The organism is Sphaerisporangium sp. B11E5 (assembly GCF_039871875.1).
GTDB lineage: Bacteria > Actinomycetota > Actinomycetes > Streptosporangiales > Streptosporangiaceae > Sphaerisporangium.
Genome location: NZ_JBDPMD010000006.1, coordinates 258,559 through 277,512, shown reverse-complemented (window position 1 = coordinate 277,512; position 18,954 = coordinate 258,559). Strand labels below are relative to the sequence as shown.

17 protein-coding genes are annotated in these 18,954 nt (G+C 73.6%); 6 read left to right on the top strand and 11 right to left on the bottom strand.

Features of this window, described 5'->3' with window-relative positions; translation table 11 throughout:
• Positions 1-18 precede the first annotated feature (18 nt).
• The 5 genes from ABGB17_RS09075 to ABGB17_RS09055 form a co-directional block, all read right to left on the bottom strand.
• Positions 19-768 (bottom strand): YebC/PmpR family DNA-binding transcriptional regulator, encoded by a 750-nt coding sequence (locus tag ABGB17_RS09075; protein ID WP_347627371.1) that lies wholly within the window; start codon positions 766-768, stop codon positions 19-21.
• A gap of 3 nt (positions 769-771) precedes the next feature.
• Positions 772-1,362 (bottom strand): pyridoxal 5'-phosphate synthase glutaminase subunit PdxT, encoded by a 591-nt coding sequence (pdxT, locus tag ABGB17_RS09070; protein ID WP_347627370.1) that lies wholly within the window; start codon positions 1,360-1,362, stop codon positions 772-774.
• Between the two features lie 65 nt (positions 1,363-1,427).
• Positions 1,428-2,930: an alkaline phosphatase D family protein gene (locus ABGB17_RS09065; protein WP_347627369.1), complete on the bottom strand. Its 1,503-nt coding sequence runs from the start codon at positions 2,928-2,930 to the stop codon at positions 1,428-1,430.
• Positions 2,931-3,414: 484 nt separating this feature from the next.
• The gene (pdxS, locus tag ABGB17_RS09060) at positions 3,415-4,329 is read right to left on the bottom strand and encodes a pyridoxal 5'-phosphate synthase lyase subunit PdxS (protein ID WP_347627368.1); all 915 of its coding nucleotides are present in this window, start codon (positions 4,327-4,329) and stop codon (positions 3,415-3,417) included.
• Positions 4,330-4,485: 156 nt separating this feature from the next.
• Positions 4,486-5,499 (bottom strand): DUF3048 domain-containing protein, encoded by a 1,014-nt coding sequence (locus ABGB17_RS09055; protein ID WP_347627367.1) that lies wholly within the window; start codon positions 5,497-5,499, stop codon positions 4,486-4,488.
• A 164-nt stretch (positions 5,500-5,663) separates the two neighbouring features.
• On the opposite strand from ABGB17_RS09055, the gene ABGB17_RS09050 reads away from it, so the two are divergent.
• The gene (locus ABGB17_RS09050) at positions 5,664-6,596 is read left to right on the top strand and encodes an SDR family NAD(P)-dependent oxidoreductase (RefSeq protein ID WP_347627366.1); all 933 of its coding nucleotides are present in this window, start codon (positions 5,664-5,666) and stop codon (positions 6,594-6,596) included.
• Here the strand turns inward: ABGB17_RS09050 and ABGB17_RS09045 are convergent.
• Both ABGB17_RS09045 and ABGB17_RS09040 read right to left on the bottom strand, forming a co-directional pair.
• Complete coding sequence (locus tag ABGB17_RS09045; RefSeq protein WP_347627365.1) at positions 6,593-8,017, bottom strand: M20/M25/M40 family metallo-hydrolase; 1,425 nt, start codon at positions 8,015-8,017, stop codon at positions 6,593-6,595. The genes ABGB17_RS09050 and ABGB17_RS09045 overlap by 4 nt on opposite strands.
• 65 nt (positions 8,018-8,082) lie before the next feature.
• On the bottom strand, positions 8,083-8,826 hold the full coding sequence (locus tag ABGB17_RS09040) for a hypothetical protein (protein WP_347627364.1): 744 nt from the start codon (positions 8,824-8,826) through the stop codon (positions 8,083-8,085).
• Between the two features lie 475 nt (positions 8,827-9,301).
• Here ABGB17_RS09040 and ABGB17_RS09035 point away from each other — a divergent pair, with 475 nt between their 5' ends.
• The 5 genes from ABGB17_RS09035 (at position 9,302) to ABGB17_RS09015 (ending at position 15,371) form a co-directional block, all read left to right on the top strand.
• Positions 9,302-9,838, top strand: a complete 537-nt coding sequence (locus tag ABGB17_RS09035) for an ATP-binding protein (RefSeq protein ID WP_347627363.1) — start codon at positions 9,302-9,304, stop codon at positions 9,836-9,838.
• A gap of 90 nt (positions 9,839-9,928) precedes the next feature.
• Entirely contained in the window at positions 9,929-10,633 is a 705-nt protein-coding gene (locus tag ABGB17_RS09030; RefSeq protein WP_347627362.1) for a carbon-nitrogen hydrolase family protein, read from the top strand.
• 153 nt (positions 10,634-10,786) lie between these two features.
• Complete coding sequence (locus ABGB17_RS09025; protein ID WP_347627361.1) at positions 10,787-13,639, top strand: AAA family ATPase; 2,853 nt, start codon at positions 10,787-10,789, stop codon at positions 13,637-13,639.
• 95 nt (positions 13,640-13,734) lie between these two features.
• On the top strand, positions 13,735-14,565 hold the full coding sequence (locus tag ABGB17_RS09020; protein ID WP_347627360.1) for an alpha/beta hydrolase: 831 nt from the start codon (positions 13,735-13,737) through the stop codon (positions 14,563-14,565).
• A gap of 14 nt (positions 14,566-14,579) precedes the next feature.
• The gene (locus ABGB17_RS09015) at positions 14,580-15,371 is read left to right on the top strand and encodes an MBL fold metallo-hydrolase (protein WP_347627359.1); all 792 of its coding nucleotides are present in this window, start codon (positions 14,580-14,582) and stop codon (positions 15,369-15,371) included.
• Here ABGB17_RS09015 and ABGB17_RS09010 read toward each other — a convergent pair.
• Genes ABGB17_RS09010 through ABGB17_RS08995 form a run of 4 tightly spaced genes read right to left on the bottom strand, consistent with a single transcriptional unit; the run spans position 15,361 to position 18,871 of the window.
• On the bottom strand, positions 15,361-16,302 hold the full coding sequence (locus ABGB17_RS09010; protein ID WP_347627358.1) for a hypothetical protein: 942 nt from the start codon (positions 16,300-16,302) through the stop codon (positions 15,361-15,363). The genes ABGB17_RS09015 and ABGB17_RS09010 overlap by 11 nt on opposite strands.
• Complete coding sequence (locus tag ABGB17_RS09005; protein WP_347627357.1) at positions 16,299-16,790, bottom strand: hypothetical protein; 492 nt, start codon at positions 16,788-16,790, stop codon at positions 16,299-16,301. Before ABGB17_RS09005 ends, ABGB17_RS09010 begins: the two co-directional genes overlap by 4 nt.
• A 3-nt stretch (positions 16,791-16,793) precedes the next feature.
• Complete coding sequence (locus ABGB17_RS09000; RefSeq protein ID WP_347627356.1) at positions 16,794-18,008, bottom strand: macrolide family glycosyltransferase; 1,215 nt, start codon at positions 18,006-18,008, stop codon at positions 16,794-16,796.
• Positions 18,005-18,871 carry a patatin-like phospholipase family protein gene (locus tag ABGB17_RS08995; RefSeq protein ID WP_347627355.1) on the bottom strand — a complete coding sequence of 289 codons (867 nt, stop codon included), beginning with the start codon at positions 18,869-18,871 and terminating at the stop codon, positions 18,005-18,007. The genes ABGB17_RS09000 and ABGB17_RS08995 overlap by 4 nt, the downstream gene beginning before the upstream one ends.
• Positions 18,872-18,954: the final 83 nt, after the last annotated feature.

The window sequence follows — 18,954 nt, the reverse complement described above, 5'->3', positions numbered from 1 at the left end:
CGGCCGAGGCGGCCGCGGTCAGTCGAGCTTGGCGAGGACCTCGTCGCTGACGTCGAAGTTGGCGTAGACGTTCTGCACGTCGTCGCTGTCCTCCAGCGCCTCGATCAGGCGGAACACCTTGCGGGCGGCGTCCTCGTCCAGCGGCACGCTGAGGGTGGGCAGGAAGCTGCTCTCGGCGGAGTCGTAGTCGATGCCGGCGTCCTGCAGGGCCTTGCGTACCGGCACCAGGTCGCCGGCCTCGGAGACCACCTCGAACGACTCGCCGAGGTCGTTGACCTCCTCGGCGCCGGCGTCGAGGACGGCTACCAGCACGTCGTCCTCACCGAGGCCGCCCTTCGGGACGATGACGACGCCCTTGCGGTTGAACATGTAGGACACCGAGCCGGGGTCGGCCATCGAGCCGCCGTTGCGGGTCATGGCGACGCGGACCTCGGACGCCGCGCGGTTGCGGTTGTCGGTGAGGCACTCGATCAGCACCGCGACGCCGCCGGGGGCGTAGCCCTCGTACATGATGGTCTGCCAGTCGGAGCCGCCGGCCTCGAGGCCGCCGCCGCGCTTGCGTGCCCGCTCGATGTTCTCGACGGGCACGGAGCTCTTGCGGGCCTTCTGGATGGCGTCGTACAGCGTGGGGTTGCCGTCCGGGTCGGGTCCACCGGTCCGGGCCGCCACCTCGATGTTCTTGATGAGCTTGGCGAAAAGCTTGCCGCGCTTGGCATCGAGCGCGGCCTTCTTGTGCTTCGTCGTCGCCCATTTGGAGTGGCCGGACATCGGCTAGTGCTCCCTCACCATCTCGACGAAATAAGAATGAACCCGCGTGTCCCCGGTCAGCTCGGGGTGGAAGGACGTCGCGAGCAGCGGTCCCTGCCGGACCGCGACGATCCTATCCCCCGGTTCGGCCACACCCAGCACCTGAACGTCCGCGCCGACGGATTCGACCCAGGGGGCGCGGATGAAAACGGTGCGGACCAGGCCGCGTCCGGCGAAATCGAGGGTGGTCTCGAACGAGTCGACCTGCCGCCCGAAGGCGTTGCGGCGCACCACCATGTCGATGCCGCCGATGGTCTGCTGGCCCGCGATGCCGCCCTCGATGCGGTCGGCGAGCATGATCATGCCGGCGCAGGACCCGAAGGTCGGCATGCCGGACTTGATGCGGATACGCAGGGGCTCCAGCATCTCGAACGCCTCGGCGAGTTTCCACATGGTGGTCGACTCGCCGCCGGGCACCACCAGCGCGTCCACGGCCTCCAGCTCGGCGGGCCTGCGGACGGCGACGGCCCGCGCGCCGGCGCTCTGGAGGGAACGGGCGTGTTCACGCACATCGCCCTGCAGGGCTAGTACGCCGATGGTCGGCGCGGTCGTCACCGGTGGTTCCTCTCGATCGTTGTGCCAAAAAGCGTACGGCCAAGCCGTACGTCACCCCAAACCGGTCACGTCTGGCGGACGAGGCCCGGGGTCCGGTCGGCGATCACGAAGGTGCCCGCGGTGGTGACGGGCGCGCCGGGCAACCGCACGTAGGGCAGGGTCCTGAAGTGCGCGGTGAGCGCGGCGGCGTCGATCCTGAGGAGGATGTAGCCGCGGCGGCGCAGGTGGAACCGCAGGTGCGGGTTGCGGGCCAGCAGGGCGTCGCGCTCCTTCTCCCCGCCGTGGCCGTCGCCGCCGCTGGTGACGGACGTCACGGCGAGCTCGGTGCCGATCACCCGCGAGCCGGGGTCGTCGTAGTCGAGGGCGAGGTCCCCGGCCCAGTGCGAGTGCACGTCGCCGGTGAGCACCACCGCGTTGCGCACCCCGGCCTCCATCCAGCCCCGGGTGACGCGGGTGCGGGAGCCGGAGTAGCCGTCCCAGGCGTCCTGGCGCACCACCTCCCCGGCGATGTCGCGGCCCCTGCCGCGGTGGCCGAAGAACACCTGCTGGCCGATGAGGTCCCAGCGGGCCCTCGAACCGCGGAAGCCGTCCAGCAGCCATTTCTCCTGCTCGGCGCCGGTGATGGTGCGGTCCTTGCTGGTGGCCTCCGGGCAGTCAAGGAAGCCGGGGCCGCAGGGCAGGGGGTCGCGGTACTGGCGGGTGTCCAGCATGTGCAGGGTCAGCAGGCCGCCCCAGCGCACGCGGCGGTAGAGACGGATCTCCGGGCCCTTCGGGCGGGCATCGGCGCGCAGCGGCATGTGCTCGTAGTAGGCGCGGAACGCCGCGGCGCGCCGGGCCGACGGCACCAGGCCCATCCAGTTGTTGGTGACCTCGTGGTCGTCCATCACCGACACCCAGGGCGCCACCGCGTGCGCGGCCCGCAGGTCAGGGTCGGTCTTGTACAGGGCGTGCCTGCGGCGGTAGTCGGCGAGCGTGCGGGACTCGGGGCCCTCGTGGTCGCGGACGTTGCCGCCGGGGCAGGCGTGCTCCCCCTTGGCGTACTCGTAGATGTAGTCGCCGAGGTGCACGATCAGGTCGGGGCGCTCCTCGGCGACCCTGGCGTAGGCGGTGAAGTAGCCGTGCTGGTAGTTGGCGCAGGAGGTGATGGCGACGGTGATCGCGGCGGCGGGGGTCCCGTGGGCGGGGGCGGTGCGGGCATGGCCCACCTCGGACACGTGCGGCCCGGTCCTGAAGCGGTACCAGTACTCGCGGCCGGCGTCGAGGCCGGCGACCTCGGCGTGCACGCTGTGCGCCCAGTCGCGGACGGCGTCCTCACTGCCGCGCCGCACCACCCGCTCGAACGACGGGTCGGCGGCGACCTCCCATGCGACGGGCACGGTCTTGTCCGGCATGCCGCCGTGGCCGTCCTCGGCCATGGGCACCGGGGCGAGGCGCGTCCACAACACGAAGCCGTCGGGGGCGGGGTCGCCGCTGGCGACACCGAGCGTGAACGGATCGGCAGGCGGCACTCGCCGGGGCGGCATCCCCGACACCAGCCCCAGCACGAAGAACGATCGCCTGTCGATCACATAACGATCATCAACTATCCACCGCAAACCCCAGGTATAGCGACACCCAGGTCACTGAGGGTATTTCCGGACGATACCCCCATGTCTTCCGGGATGCCGGAAATGTCCGGCAGCACCGGCCGCGACGGCCCGTCCAGCCCGGACCCGCCGCCCCCGGCGGTCACCCACCGTAACGGTGCCGCCGGCCACGGAGCACCGCTCTGTCCGGGTGCCGGCATCCCCGCCGTCCGCCGCAGTCACGCCGTCCGCCGCTTCCCCGCCGTCCGCCGCAGTCACGGCGTCCGCCGCAGTGACGGGGTGACACCCGTCACGGCGAACGGCCCCGTCGGCGTCGCGTACCCGGCTGTGCGGCGCCGACGCGGTGGGACGTGGGGCCGGTTCCGGCGTCGCCGTACGGCGGGTCACCGGCCCTCTCCGAGGCCCGGTGCCCCGGTCACGTGGCGGGCGACGTCGTGCCACCTCACCCCGCGCCGGTGGGGCCGTGTCACCAGCCGCGGGTGGCCAGCCGCTCGGTGTCGGGCAGGGTGGCGACGTTGATGCCGACCATGGCCTCGCCGAGGCCGCGGGAGACCTTGGCGATGACGTCGGGGTCGTCGTGGAAGGTGGTGGCCTTCACGATCGCCGCCGCGCGCTTGGCCGGGTCGCCGGACTTGAAGATGCCGGAGCCGACGAACACGCCCTCGGCGCCGAGCTGCATCATCATGGCGGCGTCGGCCGGGGTGGCGATGCCGCCCGCGGTGAACAGCACGACCGGCAGCTTGCCCGCCTTGGCGACCTCGGCCACCAGCTCGTACGGGGCGCGCAGCTCCTTGGCGGCGGCGTACAGCTCGGCCTCGTCCAGCGCGGCGAGCCGCTTGATGTCGCCGCGGATCTGGCGCATGTGGCGGGTGGCCTCGACGACGTTGCCGGTGCCGGCCTCGCCCTTGGAGCGGATCATCGCGGCGCCTTCGGCGATGCGGCGCAGGGCCTCGCCGAGGTTGGTGGCGCCGCAGACGAACGGCACGGTGAAGGCCCACTTGTCGATGTGGTTGGCCTCGTCGGCCGGGGTCAGCACCTCGGACTCGTCGACGTAGTCGACGCCGATGGCCTGGAGCACCTTGGCCTCGACGAAGTGCCCGATGCGAGCCTTGGCCATGACCGGGATCGAGACGGCCTCGATGATGCCGTCGATCATGTCGGGGTCGCTCATGCGGGACACGCCGCCCTCGGCGCGGATGTCGGCCGGCACGCGCTCCAGCGCCATGACGGCGACCGCGCCGGCGTCCTCGGCGATCTTGGCTTGGTCCGGCGTGACGACGTCCATGATGACGCCGCCCTTCAGCATCTCCGCCATCCCCCGCTTCACGCGGGCGGTGCCGGTGACGGGGGCGTCGTTGACTTCGGGGGTGTGGCTGGACACGGGGCATACCTCACGAGCACGACGATGGTTTCAGCCCCATCGTAGGCGCTTTCCGGGCCGCCCCCCGACCACCGGAACGGCACACCGGGTGTCGTGCTTTGGACATAACGGTGCGCCGGGGCTCATCCGGCCGGGATTGCTCTGGATTCGCGGGGGTCAGGGCTGCACGGGCTTGGGCGCGGCGAGCACGACCCAGACCTGGCCGCGGCTGAACGTCATCGGCTCGCCGGCGGTCGTGGTGAACGTGGTGCCGTCCTCCTCGGACTTGCGCGTCCACTTGGCGTTGAACGCCTGCCCGTCCCGCAGCACGACGGCCTTGCCGGTGCCGGTGGACTTGATCAGGGGGGTGTAGCTGCCGGTGAAGTCGTGGAACTGCGACCGGGTGGTCTTGGCGTACTGCACCACGATGGTGGGTGCGCCGAGCTGGCCGCCCTCGGCGGCCATGTTCCGCTTGCCGTCCTGGAAGATCAGCCAGCGCTTCTGCGCGGCGGACCAGGTGAAGGTGAACGACGCGGCCGGGTAGCGCACGGAAAAGGACTTCTTCGGCACCCCCCCGACCGGCGGGTCCCCGAACTCGAACCCGATGTCCTTGGCCTTGCTGGCCTTCGGCGCGTCCGCGAGCAGCTTGCGGGTCTCGGCGAACAGGTTGTACGGCGCCACCCGCCCCGGCTGGCGGAAGTACGCGCCCGGCGCCGCGCTGTCGGACACGTCGAACAGCGACGCCTCGCGCACCAGCGGGATCATCTTGGTCTGCACGCCCGAGTAGGCGAGCGCGGGCTTGCCGTACATCGGCAGCAGATGCAGGTCGGAGATCCGGGCGCTGCGCACCGGCCCGACCTTCGGCGGGATCCTGGAGGAGAAGATCGCCATGAGGCGGGTCAGCCCGCCCTCCACCTGCTCGACGTACACCACGTCCGCGCTGCGCAGCCCGAGCTGCGGCTTCCCCGCGGCGGTGTTCTCGATCTTGACCGCGAGCACCGGCTTGCGGGAGGCCACCGGCTGCCCCGTGAACGGATGCTCCGGCGGCGCCGAGGGCGTGGCCGAGACCCCGGGCGCCTGCGACTCCCCCTGGCTCGCGGGCGCGCCGCCCCCCGACGACGAACAGGCCACCACGGGCCCCAGCAGTGCCGTTCCCGCCACCACGGCACCGATCACCCGTTTTACGTGCACGGCACGACTCCTCCAGATATGCCGGAAATCGCCATGAGCTTACCGATGCCTGTCAAGCATCATCCCTGCTCTTCACGAAGTTCTTCCGATCTTCTTCGACTTGGGCGAGTCGGGCACGCCGGGGTCACCATGGAGGCCAGAGCCTCGACGAAAGGGACCGGCCGATGGAATCGTTCGCGGGAAAGCTGGCCGTGGTCACCGGCGGCGGCACGGGGATGGGCCGGGAACTGGTGGCGCTGCTGGCCGCCGAGGGCTGCTCGGTCGCGGCGTGCGACCTCAACCCGGACACGCTGGCCGCCACGGTGGAACAGGCGAGGCGGGGCGCGCCGGTGGGGGTGCGCGTCACGGGGCACCGCTGCGACGTCGCGGACGAGGAGCAGGTGGCCGGGTTCAGGGACGAGGTCGTCGCGGCGCACGGCGCCGGCCACATCGAGCTGTTGTTCAACAACGCCGGGGTCGCGGGCGGCGGGAGCTTCGTCGCCGGGCCGCGTGTGGCGTGGGACCGCACGTTCGCCGTCAACTGGGGCGGTGTGTACAACTGCGCCCGCGCGTTCGTCCCCCTGCTCGTCGCGAGCGACGAGGCCGTCCTGGTGAACGTCAGCAGCGTCAACGGCTTCTGGGCCTCCATGGGGCCGGGTTTTCCCCACACCGCGTACAGCACCGCGAAGTTCGCCGTGAAGGGCTTCACCGAGGCCCTGATCGAGGACTTCCGCGTCAACGCCCCGCACGTCCGCGTCGCGCTGGTGATGCCCGGCCACGTGGGGACCGACATCGCCCTCAACGCCCGCCTCGTCCACGGCGAGATGGCCGCCGAGGAGGTGGAGCGCCTGCGCGCCTTCATGATCGCCACCGGCACCCCGGCCGGCGAGGCCACCGACGACGCCGTCCGCTCCACCGCGCGGGCCTGGGCGGAGAGTTTCCGCGACGACGCCCCGCTCACCGCCGCCGAGGCCGCCGCGCAGATCCTGGACGGCGTCCGCGCGGGTACCTGGCGCATCCTCGTGGGCGCCGACGCCCACGCGCTGGACGCCGCCGTCCGCGCCGACCCGGTGGCCGTCTACACCGCGGACGGCCCGGCCCTGCTGCCGCCGGGTTAGGAGCCGCCGCGGGCGTGCGCGTCGAGGATGTACGCGACGGCCTCGGTCACCCGCTCGGCGAACGGGATGTTCAGCCACTCGTCGGGCACGTGCATGTTGGAGTCGGCCCCGAGCGCGCCCGTGACGACGAACTGCGCGTCCGGGTACCGCCGGCCCAGCATCTCCATGAACGGAATGCCCCCGCCCAGGCCGAAGCCACGGCACCGCGCGCCGAACACCCGCTCCCCGACGTCCTCCAGCGCCCCGGCCAGCCAGGGCGCGGTCACCGGGGCCTGCCAGCCGTTCAGCACCAGGAAGTCCCCCACCTCGACCTGCGCCCCGTACGGCACGTCGGTCGTCAGGATTCTCACGAGCGCGTCCCGCGCCACCTCGGCGTCGACCGTCGGCGGCGTACGGAAACTCAGCCGCAGCGACGTCGAGGCGCGCAGCACGGCCCCCGCCACCGCCGGGTCGGGAAGCCCCGCCGCACCGATCACCGACAACGCCGGCCGCCACGTGTTGTTGAGAATGAGCTCGACGTCGTCATCGGAGACCACGCGCGTCCCGCCGGCGAGCGGGAACCGCCGCACGGCCTCCCCCGGCTGCGACGCGGCGAGCGCCTCGGCCTCGGCCCGCCGCTCCGCGGGGATCGGCACGTTCATCTCAGGCACGGTGACCTCGCCGGTCTCCGCGTCCTCCACCCGATCGAGCAACAGCCGCATGACCCGGAAGGAACTCGGCACGATGCCACTGGCGACCCCGGAATGCGCGCCTCTCTCAAGCACCCGCACCGTGACCGTCGCCTGCACCACGCCCCGCAAGCTCTCGGTCAGCCACAGCCGCTCGTAGTCGCCGCCACCCCCGTCCAGGCAGACCACCAGGGACACCTCCCCGAGCCGCCCGGCCAGGTGCTCCAGGTACACCGGCAGGTCGGGACTGCCGGACTCCTCCTCTGTCTCCAGCAGCAGCACCGCCCGCGCGTGCTCCCCGCCCGCCGCGCGGACGGCCGCCAGCGCCGTCACCGCCGCGTACCCCGAGTACCCGTCGTCGACCGCCCCCCGCCCGTACAGCCGCCCGTCCCGCGCCACCGCCCGCCACGGGTCCAGCCCCTCCGACCAGTCCCCGAGCGGCGGCTGCTTGTCGAGGTGCCCGTAGAGCAGCACGGTCCCCCGCGCCACCGCACCCCCGGTCGCCGGCACGTCCGCCAACAGCAGCGGAGCACGCCCGGCAACCTGAACGACCTCACACCGGGCCCCCGGCAGCCCACGCGCCATGATCCAGTCCCGCACGTGATCGACGGCGGCACGCAGATGCCCGTTCCGCTCCCATCCGGCGTCGAAAGCCGGCGACAACGCGGGGATCTCCACCAGCCCGCACAAACTGGGCAGAACGTACTCGTTCCAGTCCTTGACCACCAGTTCGTGAACTCTTCCGTACTCCATCCACGAATCATCCCAGCCACCACCACCGAGGCCGGGCCGGGCCGTGCCGGCGGGTGGTGCGGGGGTCAGGGGGCGGTTCGCCGCCAGGTGGTCTGGCCGTTGGTCCACCACCAGTGGGGCAAGGGCTTGGTGGGGGTGGTGCGGAAGTCGTGGCCGGAGGCGTCGATCTTGAGGGTGCCCTGGCGGCCGGAGTGGGACCAGGTGAGGAGGAGGTGCCAGGAGCAGTCGCAGGCGCGGGTGGATGCCTGGAAGACGAAGATCTCGGGGTCGGTGTCGGAGATCTTGTAGGGGAAGTCGACGGCGGGGATGTCGATCTCATCGCCGTCGGCGTCGACGTCCTTGCCGGGCACGGGGACGACGTGCGGCGGGGTGCGGTCCAGGTCGGCGGTGAATCTTCTCGGGGTCATGCCTCCACCGCACTCGCCGCCGCGGTACGCGGCTCCGACGCGGACAGGGGGGCGGCGGGCGGTGACGACCACTTCGAGGTCGTGCAGGACGACGGCCTTGGCGGAGTCGCCCTGCGGGAGGATCTCGACGGTGGACTCGTCGCCGTCCACCGCTCCCAGGCCCTTCCACCACGCGTCGGGCTGGATCTCCTCGCCGGGGGCGTCCGGGAGGGGCATGGTGCCCGGGGTGCGGGGGACCACGTAGTTCTGGCCGCAGGACCAGTCCCCCGAGTTCAGGCGTGTGGTCACGGAGAACGGGGTCTCGGGCTCGCCCATCCACGCCACACCACCGTGCAGGGCGTCCACGGCCACCGTGCCGAGGACCGTGGTGAGGACGGCGGTGAGAATTCCAGCGATCCACACGCGATGGGTTTTCCACCAATTCCGGAAAGTGCCAGGTTTTCTGGATTCCTCCGTGGAACGCCCGATGTCAGGAGGTGTGACCATACGTTCTCCATGCGTCTGGGCGTCGGAGGCCACGCCAGATTAGAAGAACGGGGGTGGAGGACGACCCATGATCGCGCAACTCCCCGGATTACGGGCGGGCCGCCGGCAGGCACCCGGTAGTGAAAATCCGGCCATGTCCGCTCTTTGTGGTTTTCCGCATGACGGGCAGCGGCCGTCGGGACGCGGGCGGGCACGCTGGTCACGGGCGAGGGCGCGGGCATCGGGAACGCCCGGGGGCAGTCCTTTGCCAAGGAAGAGGCATGGCGTGTGCTGGGTGGGCAGTGTCAATCGCAGATCGCCGCTAGGTCATGGAGAGGGAGGTGCAACCGACGTGTGGCCCAGATCCCGCCGACCGGCGGACGCGCCCCGCGTCACGGGCAGGCGCCCGGCCGTGCCGGCGGTTCCCCGGCAACGCACCGCGGAGGGGTACGTGGACGTCGGCATGCTGGTGGCGGCGCCGTCGCCCGGGTCGCTCGTGGGGAGGGCCCGCACGCTGGTACGGGGAGTGCTCCAGGAGCGGGACATCCCCGAGGAGGAGGTGGCGGACGCCGAGCTGGCGGTGGCCGAGCTCGCCGTCAACGCCGAGCGGTACGGGCGGTTGCCGTACGAGGTGAGGATCTTCGAGGTGGCCGGCGTGCCCGTGTGGTGCGAGGTGGTCGACGGGGACCCCGACCTGTGCTGGATCCCGGCCATGCTGGACCGCGACCCGGCGCTGACCGTGGCCGACCTGTTCGCCGAGAGCGGGCGGGGGTTGCTGCTGGTCCGGGCGTTGTCCGAGGGCTACTGCCGGGCGTACCGGACGACGACCTTCACCACCGCCGCCCCGGCCAAGACGGTCGCGTTCGCGCTGCCCACCCCGTCGGGGACCCGGCTCACCTACCCGCCGCTGTTCGACCTGGCGCAGCACCGGGCCCGCCTGCTGCGCTGACCGCTTTCACACTCCTTCCCGCGGCGCCGTGATCATGGGGACCGTACGATACCCCCATCCGCAGGTGAAGCCAGGGAAATGGGGTGTTTCATGCGCGGGCCGTTGACCATCGCCGTCGCGCAGCCGCCGTGCGCCGTCCGCGACGTCGCGGCGAACGCGGCGGCCCACGCGGAGGCGGTACGCGCGGCGCGGGCGCGGGTGGTGGTGTTCCCCGAGCTGTCGCTGACGGGCTACGAGCTCGGCGCGCCCCTCGTCTCCCCTGACGACCCCCGGCTGGCAGCGTTGATCGAGGCCTGCGCCGAGACGGGCACGGTGGCGCTGGCCGGGGCGCCGGTGGGCGGGGAGGGCGGCGCCGCGTACATCGCGATGCTCGCCGTGGACGGCCTGGGCGTCACGGTGGCGTACCGCAAGATGTTCCTCGGTGGCGCCGAGCCGGGGCGTTTCACCCCCGGCGGTGAGCCCGCGGTGCTGGAGGTGGACGGCCGGCGGCTCGGGCTCGCCATCTGCAAGGACACCGGCGTGCCCGAGCACGCCGCGAAGACCGCCGCGCTGGGCGTCGACGTCTACGCCGCCGGGGTCTGCGAGCACGAGCGGGACGCCGCCGTCCCGGACGAACGCGCCCGGAGGATCATCGCCGAGCACGGGGTGGCGGTGGCCGTCGCCGGCTTCGCCGGACCCGCCGGGGGCGAGTACACGCGCACACCCGGCCGTTCGAGCATCAGGGCCTGTGACGGAACCGTGCTCGCCCAGGCCGGGCCGGAGCCCGGCGCCGTCGTCCGCGCGACGCTCGGCTGACGGCGGGACGGACCGATGACGACGGCAGGGCCGGACGACCGGATGACGGCGCGCGGGCAGGACAAGCGGTCCCTACCGGACGGGATCGTGGCTGCGCGCGGGCATGGCGGACCGGCTGCACCGGACGGGCGGGCGGCGATGCGTGGGGGGCGCGTGGCGCCGCTCGGGCGGGGGGAGGAGTGCGCGGCGCTCGACGGGCTGGTCGAGGCGCTGCGCGGGGGGATGAGCGGGGTGACGGTGCTGCGGGGGGACGCGGGCATCGGGAAGACGACGTTGCTGGAGTACGCGGCGGAGGCGGGGCGGGATCTTCGGGTGCTGCGGGTGGCGGGGGTGGAGGCCGAGGCGGGGTTCCCGTTCGCGGGGCTGCACCGGCTGCTGGTGCCGCTGCTGGGGGACGCGCACCGGCTGCCGCACGGGCGGTACGCGGCGCTGCTGGTGGCGTGCGGGATGGCCGGGGGGCCGCCGCCGGACCGGTTCGCCGTGGGGCTGGCGGCGTTGCGGCTGCTGGCCGGGACGGCGGAGCGCGGCCCGGTGTTGTGCTGCGTGGACGACGCCCAGTGGCTGGACGAGGAGTCGGCCGGCGTGCTGGCGTTCGTGGCGCGGCGGCTGCACGCCGAGGGTGTCGGCATGGTGTTCGCGGTGCGCGAGGGCGTGCCGTTCACGGCGCTGGACGGGCTGCCGGTGACCGGGGTGGCGGGCCTGGCCGGCGGGGACGCCGCCGAACTGCTGCGGTCGGTGGTGGACGGGCCGCTGGACACCCGGGTCGCCGCGCGGGTCGTGGCCGCGACGGGCGGCAATCCCCTCGCGCTTTCCGATCTCGGGCGGGAGCTGACCGCCGACCAGCTCAGCGGCGGCGCGTCGCTGCCCGAGCCGCTGCCGCTCGGCGGACGGCTGGAGGCCCACTACCTGCGGCGGGTCCGTACCCTGCCGCAGGACACCCGGACGTGGCTGCTGCTCGCCGCCGCCGAGCCGTCCGGGGACATCGGGTACGTCACCGGGGCCGCCGCGCTGCTCGGCGTCTCCCCCGACGCCAGCGGCCCGGCGGAGGCCGAGGGCCTGGTCGCGCTGCGGCCGGGTGCGGTGTTCCGGCACCCGCTGGTCCGCTCGGCGATGTACGGCGGGGCGACCAGCGTGGAGCGGCGGCGGGCTCACGCGGCGCTCGCCGAGGCCACCACGCGGGCGGACGACACCGACCGCAGGTCGTGGCACCGCGCGGCGGCGACCCTCGGGCCGGACGAGGACGTCGCCGCCGAGCTGGAACGAAGCGCGGACCGGGCGGGCAGGCGCGGCGGCTACGCGGGCCGCACCACGTTCCTGGCCAGGGCCGCCGAGCTGACGCCGGAGGGGCCCGCCCGCGACGAACGGCTGCTGGCCGCCGCCGAGGCCGCCTTCACCGCCGGGGCGCCGCTCCAGGCCCGGTCGCTGCTGGAAGCCCTCGGCACCCCCCGGCTCGGCGACGCCGGCCGCGGGCGGGCCCTGACGGTGCGGGCCGGCGTGGGGGTGGCCCTCGGCGTTCCCGGCGGCTTCGCCGACGCACCCGCCCTGCGCCTCGCCGCCGCGTCCGCCTTCGCCGAGGGCGCGCCGGACCTGGCCCCCGACGCCCTGCTCGACGCGGTGGCGAGCGCCGTGTCCGCCGAGCACCTGATGCGGGACCTGACCCCGGCCGAGATGGCCCGCACGATCACCGCCACCCTGCCGCGTGTCCCCTCCCCCGGGCCCGCCGACGTGACAGGGCCGCTGCTGCGCGCGTTCACGACGCTGGTGGACGAGGGATACGAGGCGGCCGTGCCGCACCTGCGGCGGGCGACCATGATGCTGCTGGCCCCCGAGACCCCCGCCGAGGTGGTGCTGCGGCGCTACGTGATGGGCGTCACCTTCAGCATGATGACGTGGGACGCCGAGACGCAGGAGGCGGTGATCCGGCGGGCGGTGGAGGTGGCGCGGGCCACGGGGGCGCTCTGGCACATGGACTCCGCGTTGTTCTGCTGGTCGATGCTGGAGGCCAACCTCGGGAACCTGGCGGCGGCGGACGCCCTGATGACGGAGAACCACCAGATCAAGTCGGCGATCGGCGCCACGGACGACATGTGGGACATCTACCGGTATCCCGAGCTGCTGGCCTGGCGGGAGACCGGTGAACGGCTGGAGGGGGCGCTGCGCGCGTCCCAGGAGGCGGCGGTCGTGCTCGGGATCGGCGCGATGGAGTCGATCGCGCGGATCGGCACGGTCATCGCGGCCATGGGGCGGGGCGACTACGCCACGGCGTGCGCGACCGCGCGCCATCTGGTGGACGGGGACGTCCTCGGGGTGCACACACGGCTGCTGCCCGAGTTGGTGGAGGCGGCCGTGCGGTCCGGGGACCGCGTGCTGGCCGCGTCGGCGCTGCGCACCCAGACCGCGCGGGCCACGGCGAGCGGCACGGCCTGGGCGCGCGGGCTGCTGACGCGCTCCGAGGCCCTGCTCGCCCACGGCGACCACGCCGAGGGGCTGTACCGGGAGGCGATCGCCACGCTGGCCCGCTCCCCCGGCCGCGCCGACCTGGCCAGGGCCCGTCTGCTGTACGGCGAGTGGCTGCGGCGGCGCAAAAGGCGCAGGGACGCCCGGGAGCAGCTCCGCGCCGCGCTGGAGTTCTTCGAGGGGGCGGGCGCGACGGCGTTCGCGGGCCGGGCCAGGCAGGAGCTGCTCGCCACCGGCGAGCGGCCCGCCGGACCGGCGTACCCGCGTGAGGACGCCGGCACCGGTCTGACGCAGGAGGCCCCCGGCCCCCCTGCGTCCCCGCGGGACACCCCCGGCGCCCGTTCCCGTCCATGGGAGGCCAGGTTCCCCGGCCTGACCCCGCAGGAGGCCGCCGTCGCGCGGCTCGCCGGACGCGGGGCCACCAACGCCGAGATCGCGGCCCACCTGTTCATCAGCGCGAACACCGTGGACTACCACCTGCGCAAGGTGTTCAGGAAGCTCGGTGTCACCTCACGGCGGCAGCTCGCCGGGGACACGCCCCCGCCATGACCGGGTCGTGACTACGTGTTCCACGGGATTCGGGGCGCGCACGCGCCCGGCCACGATGCGACGGCCGGAACGATCCCTATGACGTGGAGCGCCGCATGTCTTTCGTCACCGCCGCGGACGGAGCGAAGATCTACTACAAGGACTGGGGCGAGGGGCGCCCCGTCGTGCTCAGCCACGGCTGGCCGCTCAGCTCCGACGCCTGGGAGGCCCAGATGCTGCACCTGGCGGCGGCCGGCTTCCGGGTCGTCGCGCACGACCGGCGCGGCCACGGGCGCTCCGACCAGACCTGGCACGGCAACGACATGAACACCTACGCCGACGACCTCGCCACGCTGATCGAGACCCTCGACCTGCGGGACGCCACGCTGGTGGGGTTCTCGACCGGCGGCGGGGAGGTGGCCCGGTACGTCGGGCGGTACGGCACCCGGCGGCTGCGGCGGATCGCGCTGGTGGCCGCGGTGCCGCCGTTCATGCTGAGGACCGAGGACAACCCGGGCGGGGTGCCGGGCGAGGTGTTCGACGCGCTGCGGGCCGGGTCGCTGGCCGACCGCTCCCAGTTGTACCGTGACCTCGCCGACGGGCCGTTCTTCGGCGGCAACCGGCCGGGGGCCGACCCCTCGCAGGGCATGCGGGACGCGTTCTGGGCGCAGGGCATGCGGGCCGGGCACCGCAACGCGTACGAGTGCATCGCGGCGTTCTCCGCCACCGACTTCCGGCCGGACCTTTCGGGCTTCGACGTGCCCACCCTGGTGATCCACGGCGACGACGACCAGGTGGTGCCGTTCGAGGTGGGCGGCAAGGCGTCGGCGGCGCGCATCAAGGACGCCACCCTCACGGTCTACGCCGGCGCGCCGCACGGCATCACCGACACCCACAAGGAACGGCTGAACGCCGACCTGCTCGACTTCGCCCGCAGCACCCCGTGAAAGGGACCTGTCCGATGACCGACGTCCGCATCACCCATATCGGCGGCCCCACCGCCCTGATCGAGGCGGGCGGGTGGCGGATCCTGACCGACCCGACGTTCGACCCGCCCGGCCGCCTCTACAGGTTCGGCTGGGGCACGTCCTCCCACAAGCTGACCGGGCCCGCCCTCCCGGCGGGCGACCTGCCGCCGATCGACGCGGTGCTGCTCACCCACGAGCACCACGACGACAACCTGGACACCGCGGGGCGTGCGCTGCTGCCCTCCGCGGGGGTGGTGGTGACCACCCGGTCGGGGGCCAGGCGCCTCGGGAACGGCGCCCGTCCCCTCGGTCCGTGGGAGTCCACCGTGCTGAGCGCGCCGGGGCGGCCCGACATCGAGGTGACGGCCACACCCGCGCGGCACGGGCCGCCGCTGTCCGGCCCGATCACCGGGGAGGTGGTGGGGTTCGCACTGAGGTGGGAGGGACAGCGGCACGGCGTGTTGTGGATCTCCGGGGACACGGTGCTGTACCCCGGGGTGCGCGAGGTGGCCGACCGGCTCCGGGTGGGCACCGCGCTGTTGCACCTCGGCGGCGTGCGTTTCCCCGTGACCGGCCCCCTGCGGTACACGATGACCGCCGCGCAGGCCGTGGAGCTGTGCGCCCTGCTGCGGCCCCGCGTCGCGCTGCCGGTGCACTACGAGGGCTGGCAGCACTTCGCGGAGGGCCGCGAGGCGGTGGAGCGCGAGCTGGCGGCGGCGCCCGCCGAGGTGCGGGAACGCTTCCGCTGGCTGCCCATCGGCGAGGGAACCGAGATCACTGTCTGACGCGCGTGGCGGCCTCCGTCGCGGCGCCGCAGTGGGCACGGATGAGTGCGATCACCGTGTCGGCGGTGCGGTCGAGGTGGCTGCGGCCGTCGGGCAGCAGCGCCTCCGGGCTGATGTAACTGCGCGGACCGACGTGGGTGGCCGGGTCGAGCGGATGCACGGTGATCTTCCCGGCGCGGACGGCCCGGTTCCATCCGCTGCGGCGGGACAGCCGCCAGCGCTGCGGGAAGATCCAGGTGCCGACCCGCTCGATCCGGTCGCCGCCACTGGTGAGCCGATGCAGGTGACGGGCGTGGGTGAGATCGTTGGCGCCGTTGTGGAAACCGCCGAGAGTGATCAGCAGGAGCGGGGCACCCAGCTGCGTGTCCAGCTCGCCGACCGCGCCGGTGGCGACCTGGGCGCCGCCGCTGTAGCTGAGCAGCACCACGGGTGTGCCGCTGCCGGGACGGTATCCGGCATGCCGCAACTGGTGCGCGATCTGGGCGCCTACCGCGCGGTTGTACAGAGGACGGTACCGGTGGTCGGCGGCGACGAAGATCTGCATGACGTTGTGCAGGAACAGCAGGAGCCCGACGTGGTGGCGGAGCCACTCCCACACGGGCCGGTCGACGAGCGGGTGGGCCAGCGGGGAGTAGGGCTGCACCTGCCCCAGCACGCGCAGCTCCGGCGCTCCGGCGATGAGGGCCGTGACGAGCCGGCCGCCGTCGCGGGTGTCGCGGAAGCGACGTTTCCCGATGCCGTCCAGGTAGACCACGTAGGCGTCCGGAGGGCGGCCGGGGTCCGCGCCCCGGGCGTAGGGCATGCCCTGCGGGAGCCCGGTGGCGGGAGTCCGCCAGCCGGCGGTGTAGGTCATCAGCTCGTGGCGGGCGAGCAGGGCTTCGGCGAGCAGGACCGGGCCGAGCAGCAGAGCGAGGAGGGGGAACCCGTTCACGTGAGCTGCTTCCGCGTCCCGGTGGCCATGATCCTCACGACCAGGCGCCGGACGAGCTCGACGGCGGCGGCGAGCCCGGTTCCCGCGACGGCCACGCAGCCCGCGGCCGCCCACCAGCCGAGCCCCGTCGCCGCGGCGAGCGGGGTGACGAGACCGGCCCCCGCGCCCACCAGGAGCAGCAGGTGCAGCAGGGGCCCGAGCAGCGGGAACGCGATGACGGCCGCGAGAAGCAGCGGGGCGATCCGGCCGGGTGTCCACGTCAACGCGTCGCCGCCCGGCACCGGGCCGGACGGCAGCAACCCGGCGAGGGTCCACGCGGTCAGCGGCCACAGCGCGATCACGGCGCTCTCGACCACGGCACCGGTCAGCAGCAGCCCGGCCGCGGCGGACCGCGACACGCCGGACCGTGCGGCCACCAAGGGCAGGATCCGCCCGGCGGACTCGGACAGTCCCGCGGACAGCAGCAGGACGACGACGGCGGGTGACATCGCTCAGCGCTCCCGTGACGCGTCCACGGGCACGGGCCGGCCGCCCCGGTGCAGGTGACGCTCCAGTTCGTCGGCGGCACGCGCGTAGCCGCCGGCCTCGCGCTGGGCGACCCGCAGGGTCGCCGCCGCGGTCCGGAAGCGCGGCTCGTCGAGCAGGCGCCGGGCGAGGGCGTTCACGGTCTGCGCGGCGGCGTCCCGCGGGCGGATCGCCAGGCCGGCGCCGAGCTCGGCCACCCGCCGCGCCACCAGCGGCTGGTCCGCGCCCTGGGGGACCACCAGCATCGGAACCCCGGCGTACATGGCCTCGTTGACGCTGTTCATCCCCCCATGTGTGACGAACAGCGCGGCCCGAGCCAGCACCTCGGGCTGCGGCACGTGGCGGCGGGCGAGCACGCCGGCCGGCAGCGGATCCAGCGCCGCGGGATCGGTCCGCCCGGTGGAGACGACCACGGTGCCGCCCAGCGGCGCGAGCGCGGTGGCGATCTGACGCAGCAGTCGCGGGCCGCCGTCGAACACCGTGCCCAGCGACGCGTACAGCACCGGGTCACGCAGGCGATCGAGCGGGAACGACGGGTCGGGAGGACGGGCGCCGAGGCTGGGGCCGACGAACCGGTACGACGGGCCGAACCCGTCGGCGCCGGGCTGGAACGCGCGCGAGGTGAACACCAGGTTGAGCGGCTGGCGCAGGTTCGCCAGGTCGAGCGGTGGCAACCCACGGGTGTCGTAGCGGCGCGACAGCTCCCGGCGCGACCGCAGGTAGCCCCGGACGTCGCGGGGCCGGGTCATGGCCGCGGCCAGCAGCTCCCACGAGGCGCGGGTCGGGCTGGCCACCTGCCGGTTGAACGCGAACGTGGTGAACAACGCCGCCGCCGGCACATCGAGTTCGCGGGCGGCGACCGCGCCCCAGGGGCAGGCGGCACCGTGGACGATCAGGTCGGGCCGCACACGACGCAGATCGGAGAGCACAGCCGGCAGCAGGTCGACGGCGGTGCGGGCCAGCCCGTGCAGCATCGTGACCGGCATCGGCGGATCGGCGAGCGGCCGGCCGCCCTCAGGGTAGAGGCGCACGGTCGCACCGGTGGCCTCGATCTCCTGGGCGAACGCGGGCGAGGTGTGACAGGTGACGGAGTGGCCACGACGGACGAGCTCGGCCACGACCGGAAGCGTCGGGTTGACGTGCCCGTGCATGGCGATGTTGAGGAACGCGAAGGTGCTCATCGGCCGGCCTCCCCTACGGCGGTCCGCGACATGCTCAGGGCGGGTGACGTCACGGGAGGACCGCCGGCCCGGTACAGGCCGGGGCCGTCGACGCGCAGCCCGTCGAGAAAGCGGCCCGCGGCGCGGGAAGCCGTGTGGATCAGCCGCCGGGAATGGCTGAAGTCCCACGGAGCGGGCCAGGTCTCGATGCCGGTCGGCAGCACGACGGTGGGGATCTGTTCGGCTACCTCCCGCAGGTCGCGCTCGATCTGATGCTGCAACAGCAGCAGACCTGCCCGGCCGGCGACCGCGCGGGCCCGCCAGGGCGTGACGGCGGGGCGCGGCGGCCCGCTCGACGGCCCGGTCGACAGCACCACCACGCTGGCCGCCCCGGCCCGCAGAGCCGCCAGGACCGGGACGAAAGCGATCACTCCGCCGTCCACGAGTGTCCGGCCCTCCCGGTCCACCGGGGGCAGGACCCCGGGGATGGCCGCGCTGGCCAGCAGCGCGGACTCCAGGTCGCCGTGGTCGAGCAGCACCTGGGCGCCGGTGACCAGATCCATGGCCACCGCGGTGAAGGGGATCGCCAGGTCTTCGATCCGCCGCGGCAGCCCGGCCTCGGCGATCAGCCGGCGCAGGCCGTGATCGGCGAAGAGGCTGGCCCGCGAGGACAGGTAGCCGAGCGGGAACACCTCACGGCGACGCGCATGGGTCCACACACGATCCAGCCGCCGTGCGGCCCGGCCGGGGTGGGTGGCCGCGATGGCGCCGTTGAGGGCGCCCACCGAGGTCCCGATGATCATGTCGGGGACGAACCCGCGCTGCTCCAGCGCGTATCCGACACCGACGTGCGCGGCCCCGAGCACGCCTCCGCCCCCTACCACCGCCGCCACGGGACGAGGAAGGGCACGCAGGCCCGCCGACCACGGGCCCTCGTCCGGCCGGCCCGGTGACGAGTGACACGTCC